Annotated in this window: 20 protein-coding genes; 14 read left to right on the top strand and 6 right to left on the bottom strand. The window is 31.8% G+C overall.

Annotated elements, in window-relative coordinates:
- The first annotated feature begins 17 nt into the window (after window positions 1-17).
- From ABDH49_00545 to ABDH49_00500, 10 genes are all read left to right on the top strand, one after another.
- Complete coding sequence (locus ABDH49_00545; protein MEN3045467.1) at window positions 18-2,150, top strand: TonB family protein; 2,133 nt, start codon at window positions 18-20, stop codon at window positions 2,148-2,150.
- An 11-nt stretch (window positions 2,151-2,161) separates the two neighbouring features.
- Window positions 2,162-3,265 carry a bifunctional diaminohydroxyphosphoribosylaminopyrimidine deaminase/5-amino-6-(5-phosphoribosylamino)uracil reductase RibD gene (ribD, locus tag ABDH49_00540; protein ID MEN3045466.1) on the top strand — a complete coding sequence of 368 codons (1,104 nt, stop codon included), beginning with the start codon at window positions 2,162-2,164 and terminating at the stop codon, window positions 3,263-3,265.
- Window positions 3,249-4,979, top strand: coding sequence for an aspartate--tRNA ligase (gene aspS / locus ABDH49_00535; protein ID MEN3045465.1), 1,731 nt, complete (start codon window positions 3,249-3,251; stop codon window positions 4,977-4,979). The genes ribD and aspS overlap by 17 nt, the downstream gene beginning before the upstream one ends.
- Window positions 4,972-5,493 carry a bifunctional pyr operon transcriptional regulator/uracil phosphoribosyltransferase PyrR gene (gene pyrR, locus ABDH49_00530; GenBank protein MEN3045464.1) on the top strand — a complete coding sequence of 174 codons (522 nt, stop codon included), beginning with the start codon at window positions 4,972-4,974 and terminating at the stop codon, window positions 5,491-5,493. Before aspS ends, pyrR begins: the two co-directional genes overlap by 8 nt.
- 42 nt (window positions 5,494-5,535) lie before the next feature.
- Window positions 5,536-6,834 carry a hypothetical protein gene (locus ABDH49_00525; GenBank protein MEN3045463.1) on the top strand — a complete coding sequence of 433 codons (1,299 nt, stop codon included), beginning with the start codon at window positions 5,536-5,538 and terminating at the stop codon, window positions 6,832-6,834.
- Between the two features lie 41 nt (window positions 6,835-6,875).
- A complete protein-coding gene (locus ABDH49_00520) occupies window positions 6,876-7,394 on the top strand; it encodes a type II secretion system protein (protein ID MEN3045462.1) in 519 nt (172 codons plus the stop codon).
- 1 nt (window position 7,395) lies between these two features.
- The gene (locus ABDH49_00515; protein MEN3045461.1) at window positions 7,396-8,304 is read left to right on the top strand and encodes an ABC transporter ATP-binding protein; all 909 of its coding nucleotides are present in this window, start codon (window positions 7,396-7,398) and stop codon (window positions 8,302-8,304) included.
- Window positions 8,301-9,068: an ABC transporter permease gene (locus tag ABDH49_00510; GenBank protein ID MEN3045460.1), complete on the top strand. Its 768-nt coding sequence runs from the start codon at window positions 8,301-8,303 to the stop codon at window positions 9,066-9,068. The genes ABDH49_00515 and ABDH49_00510 overlap by 4 nt, the downstream gene beginning before the upstream one ends.
- The gene (locus ABDH49_00505; protein ID MEN3045459.1) at window positions 9,065-9,886 is read left to right on the top strand and encodes a hypothetical protein; all 822 of its coding nucleotides are present in this window, start codon (window positions 9,065-9,067) and stop codon (window positions 9,884-9,886) included. Before ABDH49_00510 ends, ABDH49_00505 begins: the two co-directional genes overlap by 4 nt.
- Window positions 9,887-10,054: 168 nt before the next feature.
- Complete coding sequence (locus ABDH49_00500; GenBank protein ID MEN3045458.1) at window positions 10,055-10,636, top strand: type II secretion system protein; 582 nt, start codon at window positions 10,055-10,057, stop codon at window positions 10,634-10,636.
- 55 nt (window positions 10,637-10,691) lie between these two features.
- Here the strand turns inward: ABDH49_00500 and gyrB are convergent, their stop codons facing one another.
- From gyrB to ABDH49_00485, 3 genes are read right to left on the bottom strand one after another with little or no spacing between them, the layout of a single operon-like run.
- Window positions 10,692-12,593, bottom strand: coding sequence for a DNA topoisomerase (ATP-hydrolyzing) subunit B (gene gyrB, locus ABDH49_00495; protein ID MEN3045457.1), 1,902 nt, complete (start codon window positions 12,591-12,593; stop codon window positions 10,692-10,694).
- Window positions 12,590-12,877 (bottom strand): DUF721 domain-containing protein, encoded by a 288-nt coding sequence (locus tag ABDH49_00490; GenBank protein MEN3045456.1) that lies wholly within the window; start codon window positions 12,875-12,877, stop codon window positions 12,590-12,592. The genes gyrB and ABDH49_00490 overlap by 4 nt, the downstream gene beginning before the upstream one ends.
- A gap of 1 nt (window position 12,878) precedes the next feature.
- Entirely contained in the window at window positions 12,879-13,244 is a 366-nt protein-coding gene (locus ABDH49_00485) for a hypothetical protein (protein ID MEN3045455.1), read from the bottom strand.
- Window positions 13,245-13,750: 506 nt separating this feature from the next.
- On the opposite strand from ABDH49_00485, the gene tsaD reads away from it, so the two are divergent.
- From tsaD to ABDH49_00465, 4 genes are all read left to right on the top strand, one after another.
- Complete coding sequence (gene tsaD / locus ABDH49_00480; GenBank protein ID MEN3045454.1) at window positions 13,751-14,746, top strand: tRNA (adenosine(37)-N6)-threonylcarbamoyltransferase complex transferase subunit TsaD; 996 nt, start codon at window positions 13,751-13,753, stop codon at window positions 14,744-14,746.
- 3 nt (window positions 14,747-14,749) lie between these two features.
- On the top strand, window positions 14,750-15,715 hold the full coding sequence (gene trxB, locus ABDH49_00475; GenBank protein ID MEN3045453.1) for a thioredoxin-disulfide reductase: 966 nt from the start codon (window positions 14,750-14,752) through the stop codon (window positions 15,713-15,715).
- Between the two features lie 52 nt (window positions 15,716-15,767).
- Window positions 15,768-17,648 (top strand): cytochrome c-type biogenesis CcmF C-terminal domain-containing protein, encoded by a 1,881-nt coding sequence (locus tag ABDH49_00470; GenBank protein MEN3045452.1) that lies wholly within the window; start codon window positions 15,768-15,770, stop codon window positions 17,646-17,648.
- Window positions 17,649-17,753: 105 nt separating this feature from the next.
- Window positions 17,754-19,994 carry a HEAT repeat domain-containing protein gene (locus tag ABDH49_00465; protein MEN3045451.1) on the top strand — a complete coding sequence of 747 codons (2,241 nt, stop codon included), beginning with the start codon at window positions 17,754-17,756 and terminating at the stop codon, window positions 19,992-19,994.
- 41 nt (window positions 19,995-20,035) lie between these two features.
- On the opposite strand, the gene ABDH49_00460 is transcribed toward ABDH49_00465, so the two are convergent.
- From ABDH49_00460 to ABDH49_00450, 3 genes are all read right to left on the bottom strand, one after another.
- A complete protein-coding gene (locus tag ABDH49_00460; GenBank protein MEN3045450.1) occupies window positions 20,036-22,384 on the bottom strand; it encodes an OmpA family protein in 2,349 nt (782 codons plus the stop codon).
- Complete coding sequence (locus ABDH49_00455; protein MEN3045449.1) at window positions 22,381-23,391, bottom strand: hypothetical protein; 1,011 nt, start codon at window positions 23,389-23,391, stop codon at window positions 22,381-22,383. Before ABDH49_00455 ends, ABDH49_00460 begins: the two co-directional genes overlap by 4 nt.
- Window positions 23,392-23,495: 104 nt before the next feature.
- Window positions 23,496-24,014 (bottom strand): hypothetical protein (locus tag ABDH49_00450; GenBank protein ID MEN3045448.1); only part of this gene is annotated, 519 nt, incomplete at its 5' end.

Genomic DNA, 24,014 nt, shown 5'->3' with positions numbered 1-24,014 from the left:
TAAAAAGGAGGTTAGATATGTTAAAGTTGACCTTCTTGGCATTTTTAATCTTTTACATGAATTTCTGTGTTAGAGTAGGAAGGGAAGTTCCAAAAAATCCTGAAAAGGGAGGAATTTTAGCTATAGGAATTGTGCAAGATTTTGAGTCTTTAGTCCCAATTTTCCCATCTCCAAGACAAGATAATTCTATATTTGATTTAATTTTTTGTCCGTTAATAAGAGTAGAAAAAAATAAAGTCTATCCGGGGATTGCTAGTGAATGGGAGTTTTCTGAGGACTTAAAGACTATAACCTTCTATTTAAGAAAAGATGCCAAATGGCATGATGGTAAGCCAGTTACTGCAGGAGATTTCGTATTTTCATATAAAGTTATAACTTCACCAGGTTCAACTTCCCTTTTGAGAGCAAACTTTAAATTTGTTAAAAATGTTGAAAAATTGTCCGATTATATTTTAAAAATAGAGTTTACAAATACTTACTCCTCTCAGCTTATTGATTGCGAAATATATCCATTACCAGAACACATACTCAAGGATGTAGATAATATAAGAAATTCTGAATTCTTATTTAAACCTATTGGAAATGGTCCTTATAGGGTCGCCGAATATAAAAGAGGTGATTTTCTAATACTCGAAAAATTCGATGAGTTCTTCGAAAAAACTGGTTACTTAGATAGGATAGTCTTTAAGATTTATCCTTCACCCTTTGAGGTAGCAGAAGCTTTAAAAATGGATATTGTCGATGTTGGCTTTTCACTTATACCAGAAGTAATATTAGACGGATTAAGAGATTATGGAAATGGTAAAGTAAAAAACTATGAGTCAAATAGAGTAATCTTTGTCGGATGGAATTTAAAGAGAAAACCCTTTGATAATATTGACTTAAGATCTAAAATTTCAGGTTTTATAAACGTTGACGATGTAATTAACGATGTTTTTAAAGGATACGGCACAAAAGCTAGATCAATAATACCACCATCAATTTGGGCTTATGACAGTAACTTGATAGAATTAAAAGGAGCTAGTATAGATGAATTAGTCTCTACTTTGAATCAAATAGGATTCACACGAAGAAAACCTCTTGAGTTAAGTATAATTTATGACAATACTCAAAGAGTATACGAAAAAATAGCAGAAAAAATAAAAATCGACCTCGAAAAAACCGAAGTTATAAAAGTCAATCCTTTACCCCTTGATCCTTTTACGTTCATATCTAGATTAATGAAACTTGACTTTGATATCTTTTTACTTTCCTATCCTCTAGATGAAAAAGCCGATATAAGTCCTCTCTTTAGCACAGATGGAATTTTTAATTTCATGGGTTACAGTAATAAAAAAGTTGACTCCCTTTTAAATTTATCAATGAGAACCTTAAACAGAAAAAATGCTAAAAAAATGTTAAATATTGTTCAGAAAATATTATTAGATGATTTACCAATTACACCTTTAGTAGTACCTCAAGAAATTTTTGCTTTCTCTAATAGAGTTAAAAATATAGATAACTTTACTCCTGAACTAGTTGTCTCTAATCTTGATTTAGTTTGGATTCCTTCTCAAGAAAGGGTTGAAAGGGTAAGTTTTGAGATTGTAAAAGAAAAAGTGGAAGTTGAAATAAAAGAAGAAGTTGTCCCCAAAGAGCAAATACCAGAAAGAACTGAGAAAGTAGTAGCTACTACAACACCCGAGAAACCTCAGGAACCAAAACCTCAGGTAGTACCTAGACCCGAAGTGACTGCTGAGGAAATATTACAGGCAAGAATTGTTGAAGAGGCTATAAAAAAAGAGGAACCGCCTATTTCTGAAAAACCAGTTGAGGGAAAACCTGTGTCCCCACCTCAAGAGATAGAAAAGCCTATTGAAACTCCACCTCCTCAACAAGCTATTCCTACTGTTTTACCTGTAGTAAAATATGAGGTAAAACCAACTTATCCAGAGATAGCGAAAAAATTAGGAGCAAGGGGTAGTGTTTTTTTGAGAGTTTTAGTAGATGAAAATGGAAAGGTGAAAGATGTGAAAATTTTAAAAAGTAGTGGTTATGATTTTCTTGACAATTCTGCAGTAGAAGCTGCAAAAGGTTATATTTTCGAACCTGCTAAAGATCAGTTTGGAAATCCCATAGCTGTTTGGGTTCCACTTACAATTAGGTTTTAAGTTATAAAGATTTGAATATTTTTGATTTTGAAAAATTAGATAAATTAATTTTAAGTGAGGATGAATATTACATGGCTAAAGCTTTAGAGTTAGCTAAGCTAGGAGAGGGGAGAGTATCACCCAATCCTATGGTAGGTGCTGTAGTTGTGAAAGATAAAAGGATTTTATCTATAGGTTATCACATGGGACCAGGAACTAAGCATGCTGAGAGAATGGCTCTTGATAACATGCCCCCCGGAGTTGAAGGTGCAACTCTATATGTAAATCTTGAACCATGCGTTCATTATGGAAGAACACCTCCCTGTGCTCCTTACATTGTTGAAAAAAAAATTAAAGAGGTCGTTATAGGTTGTGTTGATCCTGATGAAAGAGTAAATGGGAAAGGTATCGGGTATTTAAAAAAAAATAATGTAAAAATTAAGGTAGGGGTACTTAAAGAAAAGTGTGAAGAGATAAACAGGTTCTATTTAACCTATAAAATAAAAAAAAGACCGTATATAACTTTAAAGTACGCTATGACAATGGATGGGAAAATTGCTTTAAAAGGTGGAGTTTCAAAATGGATATCAAGTGAAGAAGAAAGAGAATTTGTTCACTATTTAAGAGGTAATTATGATGCAATCCTCATAGGGAAGGGGACCTTTTTAAAGGATAACCCAAAATTAACACCACGAAGCGTTTTTTCCTTCAGGACTCCCTTTAGATTCATTATATGGGGAAAGGATAAATTTGAACATTTTGAAAGTGATTTTTTTAAAATAGAAAAGGGATTCCTCGTTGTCTCAGAAGATTATAAAGGGAAAGAGTCAGATTTTGTAATTAAAATAAAGGGTAAAAATAGAGTTGATTTAGCCAATTTTGTGAAAAAACTTTATGAGATGAACATAATTTCTCTACTAGTTGAAGGTGGTAGCACTATTTTATCTTCCTTTTTAAAAGAAAACCTTTTCGATGAAATTCATATTTCCTGTTCTGGTAAAATTGCAGGAGATGGACTTTCACCACTGAGAGATTTAGAGCTAAATAAGTTTTTAGAAGGCTTCGAAATTAAGTTTTATAAAGTTTTTAAATCAGATATTTATATGGTATGGAGAAAAAATGAAAACCAAGCTTAGAAGTTGTTTTTGTGGTGATTTGGATATTAATTACGAGGGGAAAGAGGTTAGTCTATGTGGATGGCTTAAAAGAAAAAGAGACATAGGGAAAATTTTGTTTTTTGTTCTTGAGGATAGAGAGGGAGAAGTACAGATTGTGACAGAAAGCGAAGAATTAATTAATAAAATAAAAAATTTACCTCTATATTCTACACTAAAAGTAATTGGTTTAGTTAGAGAAAGACCTGATAAGGATAAAAATCCCTCAATGAAAACAGGTGAAATTGAAGTTTTGGCAAAAGAAATTGAGGTTTTTTCAAAGTCAAAGACTCTTCCTTTTCTACCAGATGATGAAAAGGAGATTTTTGAGGAAACAAGACTTTTTTTTAGATTTCTTGATTTAAGAAGTAAAAAAAAGAAAGAAATTTTTAAACTTAGGAGCAATATTAAGTATGTAATTACAAAGACGTTAATTGAAATGGGTTTTATTGAAGTGGAAACTCCCTATCTTTCAAAGAGTACGCCTGAAGGAGCTAGGGATTTTCTTGTTCCTTCGAGAATTCACAAAGGTAAATTTTACGCCCTAACCCAATCACCTCAAATGTATAAGCAAATTTTAATGGTAGCTCAATTTGATAGATACTTTCAATTTGCAAGATGTTTCAGAGACGAAGATTTTAGAAAGGATAGACAACCTGAATTTACTCAATTAGATATAGAAATGACCTTTGTTACTGAAGAAGACATATTTAACTGTGTAGAAAAAATTTTCTACGAAGTTTTTAAAACAGTTTTTAAAATTGAATTAAAATTACCCTTTGATAGAATGACTTATGAGGATGTTTTAAATCTATATGGAACAGATAAGCCTGATTTGAGGTTTGATTATAGGTTTGAGGATTATAAAGATGTTCTTGGACAGTTAGAAATTTTCAAAAATTATAAAATTGTTAAAAGTATATTTTTTCCATATAAATTTTCGAGAAAGTTTATAGATAATTTAACGGAAGAAATTAGAAGAGAGGGAAATTTAATTTTAATGTGGGGTATTTTAGAGGGTGGTGAAATAAGGGGGCCTTTAAAAAAATATTTAAGTAAAGAGAATTTTAAGGGGGAGGGGATAAGGTTTATTGTTGGAGGAGAGGATGAAATAGTAAAAAGTTTATGTGGAAAGTTAAGGGAAAGGGTTTTAGAGGAGATAAAAAAAAGCGAGTCTGAAAAAAGAGAATTTAAGTTTCTTTGGGTTACAGATTTTCCTCTTTTTGAAAAAGATGAACAAGGAAGCTTGGTATCAGCTCACCATCCTTTTACTATGCCTAAAGATAACTTTTGGTATAGGGATCCATTGAATGCAAAGGCAAGGTCTTATGATCTTATTTTGAACGGTTTTGAAATAGGTTCAGGTAGTATAAGGATTAGTGATCCTGAGTTACAGAGGGAAATTCTAAAATTTCTCGGTTATTCTGATGAGGAAATAGAGGATAGATTTGGTTTTTTATTAAGAGCTCTTTCTTATGGTGCACCGCCACATGGAGGTATCGCCTTAGGGTTTGATAGGATAATTATGATTTTGACCTTTGAGAAAAGTATAAGGGATGTAATAGCTTTTCCAAAGACAGCTCAGGGTGTAGGTCTTCTTGAGAATTGTCCTTCACGAGTTTATCGTGAGCAGCTTGAGGAGTTAGGAATTAAGTTAAAGGAGGAAATTTTGGATGATTCAAAAAAAGTTGATTGATTCAAGGGAATTTTCTATGATAATAGAGAGGCTCTGTTCGGAAGTGCTTGAAAGGCATCCAGATGGAGATATAAAGTTAGTAGGGATTCATACAAGGGGGGTTTATTTAGCTCAGCGAATAAAGGAGAATCTTGAATCAAGGACAAAAAGGTTAATTGAGATGGGAACAGTTGATATAACTTTTTACAGGGATGATTTAATGAAGCTTTATGAGCAGCCAGAGGTTAAGGAGACTAATATACCTTTTTCTGTTGATGATGAGAAGATATTGTTGGTGGATGATGTAATATATACTGGTAGGACGATAAGGTGCGCTATAGATGTTTTGCTTGATTATGGTAGACCCAAGAAGGTTGAGTTATTGGTGATAGTAGACAGGGGGCACAGGGAATTGCCAATACATCCTGATTATGTGGGAAGGAAGATTCCGACTTCTAGGGATGAAATTATAGATGTGAGGGTAAGGGAAGTGGATGGGGAGGATGCTGTTTTATTGGTTAAAAAGTCTGCTTAAGTAAAGATAATGTATCTTATGTTAACTTAATGCTGTATAGTAATGTTTTTGTCCTTATTTATTTTCTTATTTTTTTTAGAAACTCAAGAAGCTGATTTTTTTACCGGTAATCCCTTATTTGTTTTGAATCCCCTTTTTGTTCCCTTTTTTTATACTGATTCAATTAATGATTTTTCTCCTAACTACTTATATAAGAATTTATATCAAAAATTTATTGAGAGAGACTCTCAGAGAGTAATTACAAGATTTACGCTTTTTAGAAGTGCTTTTAATACTGAACAGAATAACATATCCTCTTTTTTTCCTCTTTTTCGGGATAAATTAAAGACCCTAATTTTTATTTCTGTTCATAAAAATAAACTTAGTTATAATTTTGCAAAACATAATTATTACTTTTTTCTCAGCTTAGAGCCTTTTCCAGTTAATTTCGAGTGCTCACTCTTTGATGCCAATCCCTTTAATAAATTTGTAAAAATAGAAAAATTCGAATTTTCCCTTAGGCCCCTTTTATTCTCTATTTTTTATTCTCAAGAAAATGGAAAAAAAAGAAAAACAAAATATGGGATAGGTTTTAGCAATAGTATAAATAATTTTCTTTATTCAATTACTCTTAAAAATTATAGATTTTATCTTGCAAATAATAAAAGGTCTCTCCGTAATTTAAAAATTGAAACATCTTTTTTTTCAAATTTTACCGTATTTGAGATAGGTGCTGAAAGAGAGAAAAAAAGATATATCTTTGAAAGTGGTTTAAAATTTAAACCTTTTAAATTTTCTTACTTTAAGGAAAAACTTCTCTTTCCTATTTATTTTGACTCTTTAACAGATTATTTTGATTACAATGAAGACATAAAAAGAGAAGGTTTAAGGCTTAACTTTAGTCTTAAATATGAAAAAAACGATATTGAAGTATCATTCGAATATTTTAATTGTAAAAATCTCTTTTATTTAAATTACCCCTTTAGGGCTCCTAAACTACTTTCAGGAAACTTTTTTTCAATTTTTACCTGTGATTCAGTAAATTTTTTTAATTTTTTTAATCTTTTTGCAAAGTTTAAAATAATAAAAGGTAAAAATTTCTACAAGGAGATTTATTCCGTTGCCTTTAAGTTTTTTATTTTAAAAAATGTAGAAAAAAGCTATTTTCTTTATTTGATCGCAAACTTTGACTATTACGACAAAAACAGTTTTCTTAAAGTTTCCATTAAGGGGAAATTCTACTCTTCTCTATTTATTTCTTTTTCTTATAGTAATCCTCTTAAGGGAAACTACTTTTATTATGAGCACTATCCTCCTTCTCCCTTCTATTCTGTTAGAGTTTCTGCAAATATTTATGATTGAATTCATTTCTCTTTAAGATTAGTTTGTTTTAAAATTAATTAATGAAACGTGCCTTTACATTGATTGAACTTTTAATTGTAGTCACAATAATTAGTATACTTTCTGTAATTGGAGTTTTTAACTATATCAGGGCGGTTGCCAATGCAAGAGAGGCCTCTTTGAAGATGAATATGCATACTCTTCATACGGTAGTTGAGATTTATGTCACAATTTCCGGAGGTTATTATCCAGGTGGAATTGATACAAAAATAAAGGATGTGAACCCTGAAATGGCAGATGACCCCGAAGGGGATAAATCAATTGCAGATGGAAGAAGAGCCCCTCCTTTTTCTCAAAATGCCCTACTTTTGCCTCATCTAGGTTTTAAAAACCCATTTAAAGCTGACGAAAAAGCCATTGACAATTTAACTTCAGGTCCTCCGGCTGTTCCTCCAAGTGGATGTGTTTACTATACAGGCTATAAAGAGGATGGTTCAATTACCTCAGAAGGAGAGGCAGCCTCTAAGTACTCAATTTGCGCTTTTGGAGCAAAAAAACCACTAGATTTAACCTTACCTTAAAATGGAAAATGTTATATATGTTGAGAATTTAACAAAGTACTTTACTATAGGTTTCAAAAGAAAAAAAATTTTAAATTCAATATCTTTTAAAGTTAAAAAGGGCGAAATAGTGGGTTTTTTAGGTCCAAATGGTGCTGGTAAGACTACAACCATTAAAATTTTAACTAATCTACTAAATTTTGACGAAGGAAACGTAAAGATATTTGGATTAAATCCAGGTGTGGAAGACGTTAGTAGAAAAACGGGCTTTTTACCGGAGCAGCCCTATTTTTACGATCATCTCTCTGGGTACGAATTTCTGGAATTTACAGGAGAGCTGTATGGTATAGAGAAAAGAAAATTAAAAGAAAAGATTGAGTATTTACTTGAGAAAGTCGGGCTAAAGGAGCACGGAAAAAAGAGCATAAGGACCTATTCAAGAGGTATGCTCCAGAGAATTGGTATAGCAAATGTTTTAATAAGAGATCCTGAGCTTTTAATTTTAGATGAACCTTTAACTGGTCTTGATCCTATAGGTAGAAAAGAGATAAAAGATTTAATTTATGAGCAGAAACTTTCTGGAAAAACCGTATTTCTTTCCTCTCATATTCTTTCTGATGCTGAAGAGCTTTGTGATAGAGTAATTCTAATTTTTAATGGCACCATAGTAAAAGAAGGTACTCTTGAAGAGATTTTAAGGGAGAGGATTAAAAGTTATGAAATAGTTTTAAAAAATTCTTTTGACGAAAAATTTGGAGATTTTAACATTGAAAGAAGGAGAGATGAATATATTATAAAAGTAAGTGAGAGTGAAATTGAGGATGTTTTAAAAAAGATTTTTCAGAGTGGAAAAAAAGTTAAAATAATAAGGATAAGCCCCTTAGTTTATACTCTTGAGGAGTGGTTTGTTGAAACTTTAAAGAAAAAATGAGAAGGATTTTTGTAGTATCAAAAAATACTTTTAAAGAATTAACGAGACAAAAAATATTTCTAATAATTGTTATTTTTGGATTAACGATGTTATTTATTACTTTTTTTCTTTACCCTCTTTCGGTGGGGGAGCAGTCAAAGATATTAAGAGATTTTGGTCTTTCTGCTATAACTTTTTTTAACACTCTTCTTGTAATAATTACCGGTGCTACTCTACTTCACCGTGAGATGGATAAAAGAACAATATACCTTGTTATAACAACACCGGTTAAAAGAAGAGAAATCATAATAGGTAAATTTTTTGGACTATTCTCCGTCGTTTTAATTAACGTTTTTCTTATGGAAGTCTTTCATCAACTACTGATACTTCTAAATGACCGAAACTTTGATTTTACTATGTTTGTAGCCCTTTACCCATTTATCTATGAGATCTCTATTATAATAAGTCTTTTAATTTTCTTTTCAACTTTTACAGGTGTCTTTTTTTCAGCATTTGTAGGCTTTCTTTTCTATGTTATCGGACATCTTATAGAATCTTTAAAACTTTTTGCAGAAATAACAAAATATCCTCTTTTAAAATTTATAAGTTATGCTTTTTATTACATTCTACCAAATTTTGAACATTTTAACATCAAAAACAGAATAATATACGAGGGAATACCAGCAAAGGAGTATTTTATTTTTTCAAGCCTCTATGGTCTAATCTACATAATTTTTTTAATTTACCTTTCTATACTGATTTTCGAAAAAAAAGAGTTTAAATGAAAAAGTTTGTCTATTCTTTTCTTCTTATCCTTCTGATCGTAAATCTGTCTTATAGAATTGAGGATTTAAGGGAAATAAAGGAAAAGGCAAGAGAGATTCTATATCTTCCCAAGGGAGAGATTCTAAAATATCTGGCTTTAGATCATAAAAATACACTTTCTGATTTTTATTGGTTACAATTTATTCAGTACTATGGGCATCATCTTCAAACTGATAGAAAATTTCTGTATATGTATCAAATTGTTGATATAATTACAGATCTTGATGAAAAGTTCTTACATGCCTATACCTTTGGATCTGTAAATCTTGCAAGTGATGTGGGAGATAGGGTAAAGGCAGAAAGTCTTTTAGTAAAGGCAATGCATAAAAATCCAGAGAGATGGGAATATCCTTTTTGGATGGGTTTTTTAAATTATGTATTTTTCAAAGATTACAAAAAAGCTGCCACTTTTTTTAGAATTTCTACCTTAAAAGATAATCCACCTGATATATGTTTTAGATTCTACGCCTTTACTTATTATAAAAAATTAAAAGATCTTGAAACAGCTTTAAAACTTTGGATTTATATGTACGAAGAAGCTAAAAGTGATGTTGAAAAAAGAATCGCTGAGGACTATATTAAAAGAACAATTATGAAGATACATATGAGAGATCTAACAAAAATCCTTAAAGAGTTTATAAAAAGAGAGGGTTATAAACCAAAGAGTTTAAGAGAACTTTTAGAAAAGAATTATCTAAAGAGTATACCTGAGCATCCATACGGCGGAGTTTATTATATAAAGGGAGACACCATAGCCTCTTTGGTGCCCAAAAAGTAGTTGCAAAATGCAAATGAAATTTGCAAATTTCAAAAAGAAAAGGCTAAAATTCTTGGGAAAACCAGTTATTAAAAGTGTGGAATGAATTTTGCATTTTGAAATAAATAGAAGCAGGTTGGAATGAGGGTTCAAATCCCAAAAATAAGTAATAAGGAGGTTTAAAATAAAATGAGGAGAGGGTTTACCCTAATAGAGCTACTCATCGTAGTAGTAATTATAGGTATCCTTGCGGCTATAGCCATACCTAACTTCATTGCAATGGTTGGAAAGGCAAAGGATGCTGCTGTTCAGAGCAATATGAAAGCTGCACAAACTGCTGTAGAAGCTTTTTCAACATCTACCGAAGGATATTATCCACAACATTTTGGTGTTCAGGTTGATCAGGTAAGACAGGCTGTGGGACTTCCACCAGTTGGTGATAATACCTCTGTAGCTGGAGCTCCATCTGGCCTTAAACCCTCTACCAGTGCTGGTCCTATTTTGCTACCTATAGATTTTCATAACCCAGTTAGAGCTGCAACTAATGCTTTCGCAAGTGGTCCAGGTGGAGTTGATAATGATAGAAACGGTGTTTTCGATCCAGCTTACAGTGCTACTAATGCTGGAATGATTCAATATGGTTCATATGATCTTGACCCAAACAACCCGGCGCAATGGACACCTGCAGCAGGACAAGCAGCTTCAGGTTATGCAATAGGTGGTTTTGGTTCAAAGAGAAATATTCCAATAGTTCTTACATCTGGTCAATAATTCCTGCATAAGCTACCACACAAGGGAAGGGGGGGTTTTCCCCCCTTTTTTATTTTTATATATCTAAGTTTTGCACCTTTTTTGCATTTTGTATTATAAATTCTCTTCGGGGTTCAGTTTTTTCACCCATTAATATAGAAAATAGTTTATCAGCCTCTGCTGCGTCTTCAAGGGTAACCCTTTTAAGTATTCTCCTTTCAGGATCCATTGTAGTCTCCCATAACTGATCTGGATTCATCTCACCTAAACCTTTATACCTTTGAATATTAACCCCATCCTCCCCCCCTAATTTTTTCAATATTTCCTCCTTTTCTTCTTCTGAATAGGCATAATAAACCTTCTTGCTCTTTTGTATTCTATAAAGCGGCGGCTGTGCTATGTAAAGATAACCTAATTCTATTAACGGCCTCATATACCTAAAAAATAAAGTTAAAAGTAACGTCCTAATGTGACTTCCATCCACATCCGCATCCGTCATTATAATGACTTTATGATATCTTATTTTTTCGGGCTTAAAGTCCTCTTCGTTGAGCCCCACCCCAATGGCCTGAAAAATAGCCTTTATTTCATCATTTTTAAGGATCTTATCTATTGAAGCCTTTTCTACATTTAAAATTTTTCCTCTTAATGGTAAGATTGCTTGAAACTCTCTTGCTCTTGCTTGTTTTGCAGAACCTCCTGCACTCTCCCCCTCTACTACAAAAAGCTCAGCTTTTGAAGGATCCTTAGTTGAACAATCCGCAAGTTTACCGGGAAGGGACACTGATTCTAATAGAGATTTTCTCTTTGTTAATTCCTTTGCCTTTTTTGCAGCTTCTCTAGCTCTTGCTGTAGCTATAATTATTCTTACTATTTCTTCTGCTACTTGCGGGTTCTCCTCAAGGTATCTATAAAACCTATCGTAAAATAAAGACTCAACTATTCCCTTAACATTTGAATTTCCAAGCTTTGTTTTTGTTTGTCCCTCAAATTGAGGTGAAGGAATCTTTACATGAATACAGGCTGTAAGTCCCTCTCTTGTATCTTCCCCCTGAATCTCTATATCATTGGACTTTAGCATATTATTCTTTTTGATGTAATCAACAATAACTCTTGTAAGAGCCGACTTAAACCCCGTTACATGTGTCCCCCCCTCATGAGTATTTATTGTATTCACAAAACTTAATATGTTTTCGTACTGATAATCTGAGTTATATTGGAGGGCAATTTCAACCTCAACGTTTTCCTTTTTAGCTTCCATCCAAAAGGGTTCATGGACTGGTTCTCTTTCCTCATCGAGGAAATTAACAAAATCCTTTAGCCCCCCCTCTGAATAAAACTCCTTAGTTTTTCCTGTCTTTTCGTCAATGATCGTAAGTCTTAGTCCCCTTACTAAAAAGGAAATTTCCCTTAATCTCTTTTCAACTATTTCAAATTCAAACTCTAATTTTTTAAAAATTTCAGGATCAGGTTTAAACTTTACCTCAGTTCCTCTTTCGCTTGTTTCTCCAATTTCTTCTAATTCAGAGACTTTTTTTCCTCTTGAAAATTTTTGATAGTATATTTTGCCGTTCCTTTTAACTTTTACTTCAAGATATTCAGATAAAGCGCAAACGACTGAAGCACCAACACCGTGAAGTCCACCTGAAATTTGGTATACCTTCTGGTCAAACTTTCCTCCAGCATGTAAGTAGGTAAAGACAATTTCAACACCAGGTTTTTTTTCGATAGGATGTAAGTCAACGGGTATACCTCTTCCATCATCTTTTATGGTACATGAGCCATCTGCATTAAGTGAAACTATAATATTTTTTGCATAACCTGCCAAGGCCTCATCTACCGCATTATCGAGAATCTCAAAAATCAAGTGGTGTAATCCCCTTTTTCCAACATCACCGATATACATGGAGGGTCTTCTTCTTACTCCTTCAAGACCTGGTAGAATTTGTATTTGAGATGCATCGTATCTTTCACTCATTCTTTCCTCCTTACAAATTTTAAATCTTTTACGATTTTCTTATTAAAGTATTTATTTATGGATTTAATTATGTCTTTTTTTAGGTTATAAATTTCTGATCTTAGGATTGAGTCGGTAGAAAAGAGGTAAAGTATACCATTTTTGCAATCTATTGCTTCTACATCCTTTGCCAATCCCTCTCCTATTATTTTATGCCATTCTTTTATTACTTGATATTCATAAAACCTTCCCTCAAGCCCCTTACTTTTAAAAAATTCGTGTAAAATTTTATAAAGGTTATCCATTTCAGATAGTGATTATGTTTTTTGCTTTAAATGGTCTTAAAGACGGTATGATTATTTGTCCTTCCCGGTTTTCTATATAGTTTTTAACAAGATTATAATCGAGCGTGGAAGAGAGATCATCAAGAAGTAAAGGAAGTAAAATATTATTTTTTTTCATGATTTCAGCTACTGCAAAGTAAAAGAAAAATAAAAATATTCTTTTTTCACCCTTTGAGGATTGGAATCTTAAATCAAAACCATCCTTTTCAAATTTAAAGTTATCTTTTGAAATGCCAAATAAGATAAATTCCCTATTTTTTTCCTCCTCAATGTCTGTTTCTAGTCCAGCCGGTTCATAGTAAATTCTTACATTCATATGCTTTTCCATAAATTCCTCTATTTTCTGAATATAAATTATACGCTTACTTTGTATAATTTTTCCATTCTCTTGTAGTAATTTCTTAATAGGATCAGAAAGATTTTTAACTTTTTTAAGAAATTTATTCCTTTGATTTAAAATCCTGTTGTAAATTAGTAAGATTCTTAAATATTCCTTATCGATTAGTGAAAAAAGAAGATTTATTTCTCTTAATAAATCCTGTTTATTCCAAAATATCGATTCTTTCTCTGAATGAAAAAATATTGAGGGGAATCTGTTAAAAAGAAAAGATTCTTTTTCTATCTTTAAACTCTCATTTTTTCTTATAAGGTTCTTGTTGCTTGCCCCTTTATGTTTCTTGGGTAAATCAACATATGAATTGTTCCAAGAATAGTTGTTTTACCAGATCCGTTTGACCCTACTATAAGGTTTAACCCCTTCCCTAAAAAAGAGTTCCTTATGTCGATTATATTAGAAGTATTGATTTTTCATTTTTGAAACTTTAATATTTATAAATGTATATTCTTTCCGTTGAAACCTCCTGTGATGAGACTTCGGTAGCGGTCCTAGAGGACAAAAAGGTAAGATCTCATATTCTCTCGTCTCATATTTCAGGTATAGATTTTGGTGGTATAATGCCTGAGTTTTCATCAAGGACACATATGGAGTTAATAGTGCCCTCACTGAGACTTGCTCTTGAAGTTGCTGAAGTAGACTTAAAGGATATTAACATTGTAACTGCTACTCAAGGTCCAGGTCTAATTGGCTCTCTTCTTGTAGGATTTGTTTTTGGAAAAGCCGTTGCTCATTCTTTATCTGTTCCCTTTATCGGAGTTGACCACTTAGAGGGTCACTTATTTTCAATATTTATTAACAGGGAGCCAGAATTGCCGATTCTCTCCCTACTTGTTTCAGGTGGACATACAGAGCTCTTTTTAATAAAGAAACTGGACGAAATTGTATATCTTGGGGGAACACTTGACGACGCAGGAGGTGAATGTTTAGATAAGGCCGCAAGACTTTTTGGTTTTAAGTATCCTGGAGCAAAAAAGCTTGAAGAACTTGCTGAAAGGGGAGATAAAAACTTTTTTAAGTTTCCTCTTCCTCAAACTAAACCTTTTACTTTCAGTTTCAGTGGTTTAAAGACCTCTCTTATAAGATTTATTGAAAAATTGAAAGAAGATGAATTTGAAAAACTTAAACCTCATATTGCTGCGTCCTTCCAAGAAACTGTTTTTATGCACCTTTTAGATAAATTAAAAGAAGCTATTAGGCTTTTAGATATACCAAATTTAAAAATTTCAGTTGTAGGTGGAGTAGCAGTAAATAATAGACTAAGAACACTTTTAATGGAAAATTTTGATAATGTGCTACTTCCAGAAAAAGAATTTTGCGGTGATAATGCAGTAATGATTGGAGTAAGAGGTTATTACTTATTTAAAGATAGGGAGGCTATAAGGGAGTATACTGATCCTTATACTAAGTATCCTTTCCAAATTAAGGGAGGGTAAAAAATGATAGAAGTAAAATTTGGTGAGAGTTTTGAAGAAATTAAAGAAAGAGAGGTGGATGTTGTTGTAATAGGAGCAGGCCCTGCTGGTCTTACTGCTGGTATGTATTCAGCAAGAGCCTTATTAAATACAGTGATTTTGGAGAAAGATGTGATTGGTGGGCAACTTTCCTTGACTGAAATAATAGAGGATTATCCTGGCTTTCCGGATGGGATAAAGGCAAGCGAACTTATAAATGTTTTTAAAAAACATGCTGAAAATTTCGGTGCTAAAATAGTTAAGGAAAAAGCTTTCAAAATAGAGTTACTTGATAAAGGCTTCAAAAAAGTGATAACAGATGGAGGTTACTGGATTTCAAAGGCAGTTATAGTTGCTACGGGTGCTCATCATAAAAGACTAAATGTTAAAGGTGAAACTGAGCTGATGGGAAAAGGAGTTTCAAACTGTGCTGTCTGTGACGGTCCCTTTTTTAAAAACAAAGAAATAGTAGTTGTAGGTGGTGGAGATTCAGCTGTTACAGAGGCTCTATATTTAACTAAATTTGGGAAAAAAGTTTATATAGTTCATAGGAGAGATAAGTTTAGAGCTCAGAAGATTTACGTTGAGAGAGCAAAGAATAATCCAAAAATTGAGTTTATATTAGATACGGTTGTTGAAGAAATTAAAGGTGAGAAAAAAGTAGAGAGTTTAGTGTTACGAAATCTTAAGACAAACGAAATATGGGAGCTTCCTTGTCAGGCAGTATTTATTTTTATTGGATTTTCTCCTAATTCAGAAATTTTGAAGGGTTTAACAAGACTTGATGAAAGAGGGGGGGTTATTACAAATCAAAGGATGGAAACAGATGTCCCAGGTATATATGCTGCAGGAGATGTTAGATCCACTTCTTTAAGACAAGTTGTAACAGCTTCATCTGATGGGGCAATTGCTGCTATGATGGCAGAAAACTATGTAACTGAAAATTTTTAAATTTTATTTTTTTGTATTGAATTTAATTCTTAAAATGATCTATAATTAAGTTGTGGTTGATTTAGGTTACTCATCTTTAGTTAGTGCATTTATTTGTTTTTTGTTATCGACGATTTTATTTATAAATTATTTATCAAAAAGAAAAGATACATTTATTGAAGCTGGAAAAAGAGCTACCCTTTTAGGGTCAATTTTTGTTATACTTGCTTCTTTTTCACTTTGGTATCTTCTTTTGGCTTCAGATTTTAGGGTTATGTATGTAGCAAATTATACATCTAGAAATTTGCCCTTTATTTACAAATTCTCTGCTTTCTGGGCAGGTATGGATGGTTCTATGCTCTTTTGGGTTTTAATACTTTCTATATACTTCCTTATTTATATGTTTTCAGTAAAAAACGAAAATCTTCACAGAATTATTTCCTATACTGTAATTTCAATAGTAAATCTTTTCTTCATATTTATGACCATTTTTTTTACAAATCCATTTAAAACACTTTTCTTTACTCCTTCTGATGGTAAAGGATTGAATCCTCTTCTTCAAAATGTGTGGATGTTAATTCATCCTGTTGCTATTTATTTAGGATATGTTGGTTTTACAATACCTTTTAGTTATGCTGTTTCTGTTTTTATAAAGGGTGAAAAAAAGGAATGGGCTACTGAAATTAGAAAATGGACTTTAATTTCATGGCTATTTTTATCAATTGGAATTGTGTTAGGAGGTAGATGGGCTTATGTTGAGCTTGGGTGGGGAGGCTATTGGGCATGGGATCCTGTTGAAAACGCCTCTCTTTTACCTTGGTTAACATCAACTGCCTTTATTCATACACTCTTTATCCAAGAAAAAAGAGGTACCTTAAAGTTATGGAATCTTTCATTAATTATAATAACATTCATACTCGTTATAACTGGCACATATATCACAAGGAGTGGGATTCTTTCCTCTGTACATGCCTTTGCTGAAAGTGAGATAGGACCTTATTTTGGAGTTTTTATTATTACAAATCTTGTTTTTTTAATTTTTGCAATCATCAAGTTTGGAAAGAGATTTTCAAAAAGTGGTGAAAGCTTTAAACTTTTGGGATTAGAGGAATTAATCTTAATTTTTGTTTTTTCTCTTATAGCAATTACTTTAATAACGTTATTTGGAACTTTTTATCCAATTATATCAGAACTTTTTACAGGTCAAAAAATCACAGTTACAACTTTGTTTTTTGATAAGGCAACAAGCCCCTTTTTTCTTATAATACTCTTGCTCTTAGGTCTTTTTATTTATTCATTTTATTCTTATGATAATCTATCAAAAATTTTTCTATTAATTTCACTTTTAATTAGCATAATTGTTTCCTTCAACGTATTTATAAAAATTTCTAACCACCTGGGGGTTGTTCTGGGGTACGGTTTATCTACTTTTGCTTTTTTGTCAAATATATACTACTATATAAAAGAAGTAAAGAAAACAAAATCTTTTATAAGAAAGATGGGACCCTTTTTGATTCATATTGGAGTAGTCATAACAGCAATAGGGATAATATCTTCTTATGGGTTTGAGGAGCAGAAAGAGCTAAAATTCAAGATAGGTGATATATTGGAATTTAAAAATTTTGAAATAGAATATAAAGGACTTACATTTACTTCTGGTCAAAATTATGAGGAGGTTAAGGGAAAGTTTTTAGTTAAAAACAAAGGAAAACTTAAGGGAGAACTTTATCCTGCACTTAGATTTTATCATAACTGGGAACAACCTTCAGCAGAAATGGATGTTTTGCCTCTTTTATATGGGGATATATACGCTGTTATTCAAGGTTGGGAAGAAGATCAAACAGTTTATGTTCAAGTCTTTTATAATCCCTTAATTCAACTTGTTTGGATAGGAACTCTACTTATTTTTATTGGAGGCTTAGTAGCAATTATTGCAAGAAGAGCTGAGAAATGAAGTTCTTATACATCGTTATTTTTCTTTTTTTAATTTTTTATTTCGTTTTTGAGCCTTTTTTTAAGAAAAGTTGATTTTATAAAGTAAAATCTATAAAATATTTTAATGGAAAAAGTAGAGTCTTTATTGATTGAGCTTTTAAAACAGATAGGTGTGGGTTTAACTTACTCAAAGATGTATCCAGCAGGGCATCCAGCTTTTGGTAAGGCAGCTGAACAAGTTTTAGAAATAATCAAAAAGTTCCCACTGAAGTATAATACAATTTCAGTCTATTTTTTTGAAAATGTAATACTTTTCGAGGATACAAGAATTGATATAAGTAAGATTCCAGCTATTCACTCTATGGCAAAACAATTTTTTAGACTAAAGATTGAAAGTATTTCAATTGATAGAGACGTATTTCAGGATGAATTAAAGACTTTTTTTGAGATTTTTACTTTACCTATAAAAAAATTTTTAGAGGTTGAAAATCCCTCAGAATTACTTTTCCAGCGAAATGTTGAAAGAATAAGACTGAATGAGGTAAAGTTCAAGTTGAGCTCTACAGAAAGGGAAATAAAGGTAGATCTGTCTACAGAAGAAAGTGCTCAGGTTTCTATGAGAGATATTGCTGCTCCTAAAAAAGAGGAGATAGAGATAAAATTAAGTGAGGAGGATCAAAATAGAATTGCTAGTTTTCTTAGAGATTACAATAACCTACAGGAATCGGAGAGGGAAGAAATTATTAAAAACATCTTTCTAAAAATGATTGGTCTAGATATAGAGAAGGAGATTGATATTCGTAAAGTTAGAATTCTAATCTCAGCCTTAAAAGTGATTAGTCATTACTTACTTGAAAGATATGGTGAAGATAGTCCGTCCAACTTTTCTCTTATACTTACTCATATACTTAAGATTTTATCTCCAATTCTTAGAGTAAGACTTATAAATGAATCAGAAAAATATAAAGATATGGCAGATTCCATAAGAAAGGCTCTAAGTAGAATGGATGATAAAGAGCTTATCTTACTTTTTTCAGATTTAAGAAAGAAAGAAGACGAGTTTCCTGCCTTGTTGAGGGAAATCTTTGAAGGTAGAAAAATTTATGAGGTCACCGAAAAGATACATATAGATGAAGAAGCGGAGTTACTCGAAAAATTATATAGAGAAAAGAAACTTGTTATAACAGAAGAAAAAAGATTAAAATTCTTGGAGAGAGAGTTAGAAAGTGGTATAGCTGCTTCTGAGTTAGAATCATTTCTTCAACCTGTGATGGATAAACTTAACAGTGGAGATGAAAATGAGAGAATTTCAGCTATTGATGCTTTAATTTCATTCGCTATAACTTTTTTAAGAGCCAATAAAACTAGTCTTGTAGAAAAGGTAATAAATTCAATAAAAAATAAGGTTTTTGAAGAGGAACATCCAGCGGTAATTTTTTCTTACATAGAGGGACTAGAAAAAATTATAATGGTAGCTAAAGAAAAAAATCAATTATTAATTATCGAGGATATACAAAATACGTTCAGAGATTTACTTGATTCAAAATCAAAGAAAAAAGTTGCAATAAGGGCGCTTGGAAAGATGGGAACTCAATTTTCTACAAGAGTGCTTTTAACTCAACTATGGGATGAAGAATCAGAAAAGGAGATAGAAGAGGCGTTTCTTACTGCCGGTAAAGAGGGTTTTTTAGCTCTTACTGAAATCTTTCCTGAAATGGAGAATTTTGCAGTAAAAAAAAGGATAGTTAAAATTTTATCACTCTTTCCTGCTGAATATAGAAAGGAATTTTATAAGAGTCTTGAAAATAAATATTTAAAAAATCCTCGCGATATTGTTATGATTTTAGGAGAAATCAAAGACGAAGAGAGTATTCCTTTTTTAATTAAAATGCTTAAAACTGGAGAAGAGAGCGTAAAATTGGATACTCTTCGAAGTTTATCTAAGTTTACTACATCTTCTTTTGAAGATGATATTTTAGAAGTTTATTCAGAGGCACAGGGTAAGGATATAAAATTTGAGTGTTTAAGAACTCTCTTAAAGATAGGTACGGCTAAAAGTGTTGAATTAATCTATAGTTTTATTAAAGATTCCCTTGATAAAGAAGAATTAAGGGATTTTATTATACCCTCAATAAACTTTTTGATTAAAAACTCACCTGAAAAAGCTTTACAGGTAGCTGAGAAGGTATTATTTGATAAAACTTTTTTTAAAAAGCCAAAGTTTCCCTCTGAGATTAGAGTTGAAGTAGTTAGAATTTTATCAAGATATAAGTCAGATAAGACTTTAGATATATTAAAGAGACTTTTAAATGATTCGGATAGTCAAGTAAAACTTGCCGCATCTATGATACTGCGTAGATTTTAATGCATGCCAGGTATTGAGTTTTAATAGACTTTTTAGTCTAATTATCTCTTTTCACCTAAAATTTTAAATTCCACTCTTCGGTTTAATTGATGCTCTTCTTCTGTTTTAGCATTCTTTACAACAGGGAAATCTTCTCCATAACCTACAGGAATTAGTCTTAAAAGTTCTATGCCATGTTTTTCAAAGAGGTAATTTCTAACAGATTCTGATCTTTTTTGGCTCAGATTTTTGTTGTAAGATTTGCTTCCTCTTTCATCTGTGTGTCCGCCTATTTCAACAATTATAGTAGGGTTTTCCTTTAGCATAAGAGCAATTGAATCTAAAACAGGATATGATTCTGGTCTTATTGTAGCCTTATTGAAATCAAAATAAATATTTCTGAATGTAAAAACCATTTTCTCCTTAAGCATAGCAAAATCTTTCACAATTTCTTTTCCCCCAACAACACGAATATAAGCTTCTTGAGGTATATAATTGGAAACTTTTACTTTAAACTTATATATACCTTCAAAAAGCCTTACGTTATAGTTTCCATCTTCATATGTTTCTAACTTTTCTATAAGACTGTCCACGTCTTCAGGATAAATTTCTAAATATCCAACAAGAGGCTCAAAGGTTTGAGCATTATAAATTTTACCCATAACAGTACCAAAACGAGGTGCTAACAAAATCTCTGCTTCTTTTTGAACTCCAGATTCAATCGTGTAGCTTTCTGTTCTTAATATATACTCAGGATGTTCAAATCTAAATTTATAATCTCCTCTTTCAAGTTTTAATCTTAAGGTTCCTAATGAATCAGTTTTTGTATTTATTGTTTTTTCTCTATATTGAATGGTAACGTCTACATTCTTTAAAGGTATATTAGTTTCTCTATCTTTAACATATAGTGTAAGATAACCGAATTTTGTTTTAAGTAAAATCTTTCCCTCTTTTTCTACCTCTTGCCTTATCTCAAGGACACCCGATTTAGAATAATAATTCTCAGCTTCAACTTCAAATTTATATTCACCTTTTTTAATCTCTCCCTTTATTTCACCGTTTACATCACTTTGACCTTCAAAAACCTTTTTATTATTTCTATCTGTGAGCTTAAATATAGCATTAGCTATTGGTCTATTTGTTATAGAATCTATGATCTTATATCTAAACTTACCCTTAAATGTAGAGTGAAACTCTGTTAAAAAGGAAATGGAAAGGCCCCTTGAGCCTAATAATATTCCCCTATGTTGTGAGATTCCAATATTTATCGAGGAAAAATCTCTACTTATTATACCTGTACCTAAAGATAAACTGATTCCCTCATAACCACCGAAAATTAAACCAAGCCTTAGAGGTATCCTGGGATGAGCAAAGTATTCTCCTCCAAGAGAAATTCTGGGAGACTTTGTTGAAAATGCTGTATTTTTAAACCCTTGTTCCCACATTAAGAATAATTTATACTTTTCTTCAGGGTGTCTATAAAAAGTAGAAAATTTAAAAATTAAGGGTAGTTTTACACTAAAAGCAGCTGGTATAGTGTCTAATTTGTCAGTATACAAAGTGTCAAAATCTATACCTTCACCTAAATAAAGAGTGTCAAGATTGCCATGATGTATATAAGTTAAACCTTTTGAAAAATTTATGTTAGATATTATATTACTTAAACCAAGAGTAAAATTTAAATTTTTTTTGTATTCTAGCCCAAATCCTAAATCTATTGAATATCCAAAATTTGGAAAAGTTGTGTCTACCCTTATTTTGATAAAGTCATCTCCTGTTATTCCATCATAGTAGGAATTCAATCTCACATTAACATCATTTAACTCAATATATGGTCCTGATATATAGAAGGCAAAATTTAAACCATAAAGTAACCTGTACTTTTCTTCTTTATCTATGAAAATTCCGTGACCAAATCCTGCTCTTGCCTCAATTAAGTTTAAAACTTGGAGTGCTGTATTATCTTTGTTTGCAATATATGTTTTATCGAGCTCATTTCCATAAAGCAAAATCCTTAACCATGGTTCAGGTAAAATTAAAACTGATGCTTGGATAGCTCTCAAACCTAGTGCAAATCTTCCTAAAGAAAATGAAAATGGAGAAAAATAGGAAAGGTGGTTTATTTTCCATGAGGATCCGATATTTTTAAAGAAATTTTCCTTTAAAGGTTTTGTTATAGAATCACCGTGTGCAGACATTATGTCATTGTATAGTGATATAGAAAGTCCGTTATTTGTAAGAGCAAGATTAGTTGATAGCAAAGATAAGGTATAATTTGGGTTAAACTCAGATCCTATTAGAGCTGGATTAAAGTATATATTCTGACTTGCAAAAGGATAAGTAGGGAAGAAATTTTCCCCAGGAGTGAAATATAGGGGATAAAAAATTAAAAAAAGTTTAATAACATTCATCGTTCCAATGTATAGAGTTTTACCCCGAGGTATCCTTTTAGTTTAATAAAATCGTCAGGTTTTATAAAAACATTACTTTGACTGTCTATAATTGCAAAAGCTTTATAAAATATTAAAGAATCTTTTGAGAGATCTATGATTTCTTTAGAAAGGTCTATTTCGATAGAAAACCTGATGCTGTCAGTTGATACACCATTTTCATTTTTGGGTGCGCCTTTAAAAGGAAGTTTGTTAATAGGCATAAAAGTATCTCCGTTTGAAAAAACCTTAATTGATAAAAATAAATTTACAGGGAAACTATGAGTAATATCTGCGTGTAAGAAAATCTTTTCTATTCTATTTTGCTTTGCTAATTCTCTCAAATCTTCACTTTCATTTTTTATAGTGTCCAAAAAAGTTATAACATTATCTCCTAAAACTTTCGCTCCAAAAAGTCCTTCTTTAAAGGTTTCTACTGTATCAAAATTCGCACTACCTGTTAAAATTTGTGGGATGATTACAAAAAGATGGGGTCCAGCAGGAAAATCATTAAAAGGTATTCTATGTGTTATTTTAAAGTCTCCGCTAACAAGGGTTTTCACACTATCAGTTTTAAAAAACTCAAAGATATCAAAGTAATCATTCCAGTAGTAAGTAATAATTTTTGTTTTTAAAGAGCATGGTGATGTAATTACTTTGCCTTTATAGTTTGTACCAGCATAGATAAGTAAAATTAAAGATCCAAACTCACTCTGGGTTGTATCAATAAACCTCGGTAAAAATCTTTTTAACGTATCAACAGCTATTGTTGTAGGCCCAGAGTAGTTGAGGTTTAAGTGAACTTTTTTTTGAATATTAAAGACCGAATCCGCAATAACTCTGTATTTATCACTTTTTTGTACTTCCTCTCTTACAGTAGTTTTTCTCATTTTCCCAGGTATTTTGAGTGTTAGAAACCATCCCACCTCATGTGGCTCTCTAACACAAAATAAAAATGAAAGAAAAACAATTAAGAAGTTTTTTTTCATGGGTTAATTTTAATATAAAATGTATCACTATTCAATTCTGTTAAAAAAAACCCCCCTCTCGGGGGGCAAGTAGAAATTTAGTTTACTATTTTAACTTATTTAACTTAATCCGTCTTCAGCCAGCGAAGCCCACCTTGTTTCTGGAACCAATAGTCAAATACAACCTTTCCATCATTGCCTATAGAAATTATCTTTATTTTAACAAAATTATCATCACTAGTCCACTCGTTTGCACTGTGATCTATCCATAAAAAGTAAGTTCTTCCTGCTACTATTGGATCTTCTGTAGTTGGGGTATAATAATTACCAGGAGCTGGTGCCATTTTACCTGTATCAGCTGCAAAAGCTGTCTCAGTACCATTGAAAGGATTTCTAGGATCCTCTCTATTATAATTTGGGCTTACCAAGTAAATATTTGAAACGTTTACAGTCCCACGAGTAAAGTCATCCAAATAAAAATCTATTCTTGAATGATTTGCAGCATCTTCCAAAGAATAGCTTGAACCTTCTCCATCTGCATTCCAGCCATAACCATCATGTCCAGGTGCATCTCTTTCCCAAACTTCCTGAGAAGTTCTTGAAACAGGTGTAAAATCAAAAACTCTTGGTGTAGATTCCTTATC

This window comes from Candidatus Hydrothermales bacterium (assembly GCA_039630235.1).
GTDB lineage: Bacteria > Hydrothermota > Hydrothermia > Hydrothermales > JAJRUZ01 > JBCNVI01.
Note: the sequence above shows the minus strand (reverse complement) of the source record. Positions and strands in the feature narration are given on the sequence as shown.

Bases quoted from the DNA above. Each gene is read 5' to 3' on its own strand.
- ABDH49_00485 (MEN3045455.1), bottom strand. From the start codon at position 13,244: ATGGAAAAGCATATGAATGTAAGAATTTACTATGAACCGGCTGGACTA.
- ABDH49_00500 (MEN3045458.1), top strand. From the start codon at position 10,055: ATGAGGAGAGGGTTTACCCTAATAGAGCTACTCATCGTAGTAGTAATT.
- ABDH49_00465 (MEN3045451.1), top strand. From the start codon at position 17,754: ATGGAAAAAGTAGAGTCTTTATTGATTGAGCTTTTAAAACAGATAGGT.
- ABDH49_00515 (MEN3045461.1), top strand. From the start codon at position 7,396: ATGGAAAATGTTATATATGTTGAGAATTTAACAAAGTACTTTACTATA.
- ABDH49_00460 (MEN3045450.1), bottom strand. From the start codon at position 22,384: ATGAATGTTATTAAACTTTTTTTAATTTTTTATCCCCTATATTTCACT.
- ABDH49_00510 (MEN3045460.1), top strand. From the start codon at position 8,301: ATGAGAAGGATTTTTGTAGTATCAAAAAATACTTTTAAAGAATTAACG.
- ABDH49_00525 (MEN3045463.1), top strand. From the start codon at position 5,536: ATGTTTTTGTCCTTATTTATTTTCTTATTTTTTTTAGAAACTCAAGAA.
- ABDH49_00505 (MEN3045459.1), top strand. From the start codon at position 9,065: ATGAAAAAGTTTGTCTATTCTTTTCTTCTTATCCTTCTGATCGTAAAT.
- aspS (MEN3045465.1), top strand. From the start codon at position 3,249: ATGAAAACCAAGCTTAGAAGTTGTTTTTGTGGTGATTTGGATATTAAT.
- gyrB (MEN3045457.1), bottom strand. From the start codon at position 12,593: ATGAGTGAAAGATACGATGCATCTCAAATACAAATTCTACCAGGTCTT.
- ABDH49_00520 (MEN3045462.1), top strand. From the start codon at position 6,876: ATGAAACGTGCCTTTACATTGATTGAACTTTTAATTGTAGTCACAATA.
- ABDH49_00455 (MEN3045449.1), bottom strand. From the start codon at position 23,391: ATGAAAAAAAACTTCTTAATTGTTTTTCTTTCATTTTTATTTTGTGTT.
- tsaD (MEN3045454.1), top strand. From the start codon at position 13,751: ATGTATATTCTTTCCGTTGAAACCTCCTGTGATGAGACTTCGGTAGCG.
- trxB (MEN3045453.1), top strand. From the start codon at position 14,750: ATGATAGAAGTAAAATTTGGTGAGAGTTTTGAAGAAATTAAAGAAAGA.
- ABDH49_00490 (MEN3045456.1), bottom strand. From the start codon at position 12,877: ATGGATAACCTTTATAAAATTTTACACGAATTTTTTAAAAGTAAGGGG.
- ABDH49_00545 (MEN3045467.1), top strand. From the start codon at position 18: ATGTTAAAGTTGACCTTCTTGGCATTTTTAATCTTTTACATGAATTTC.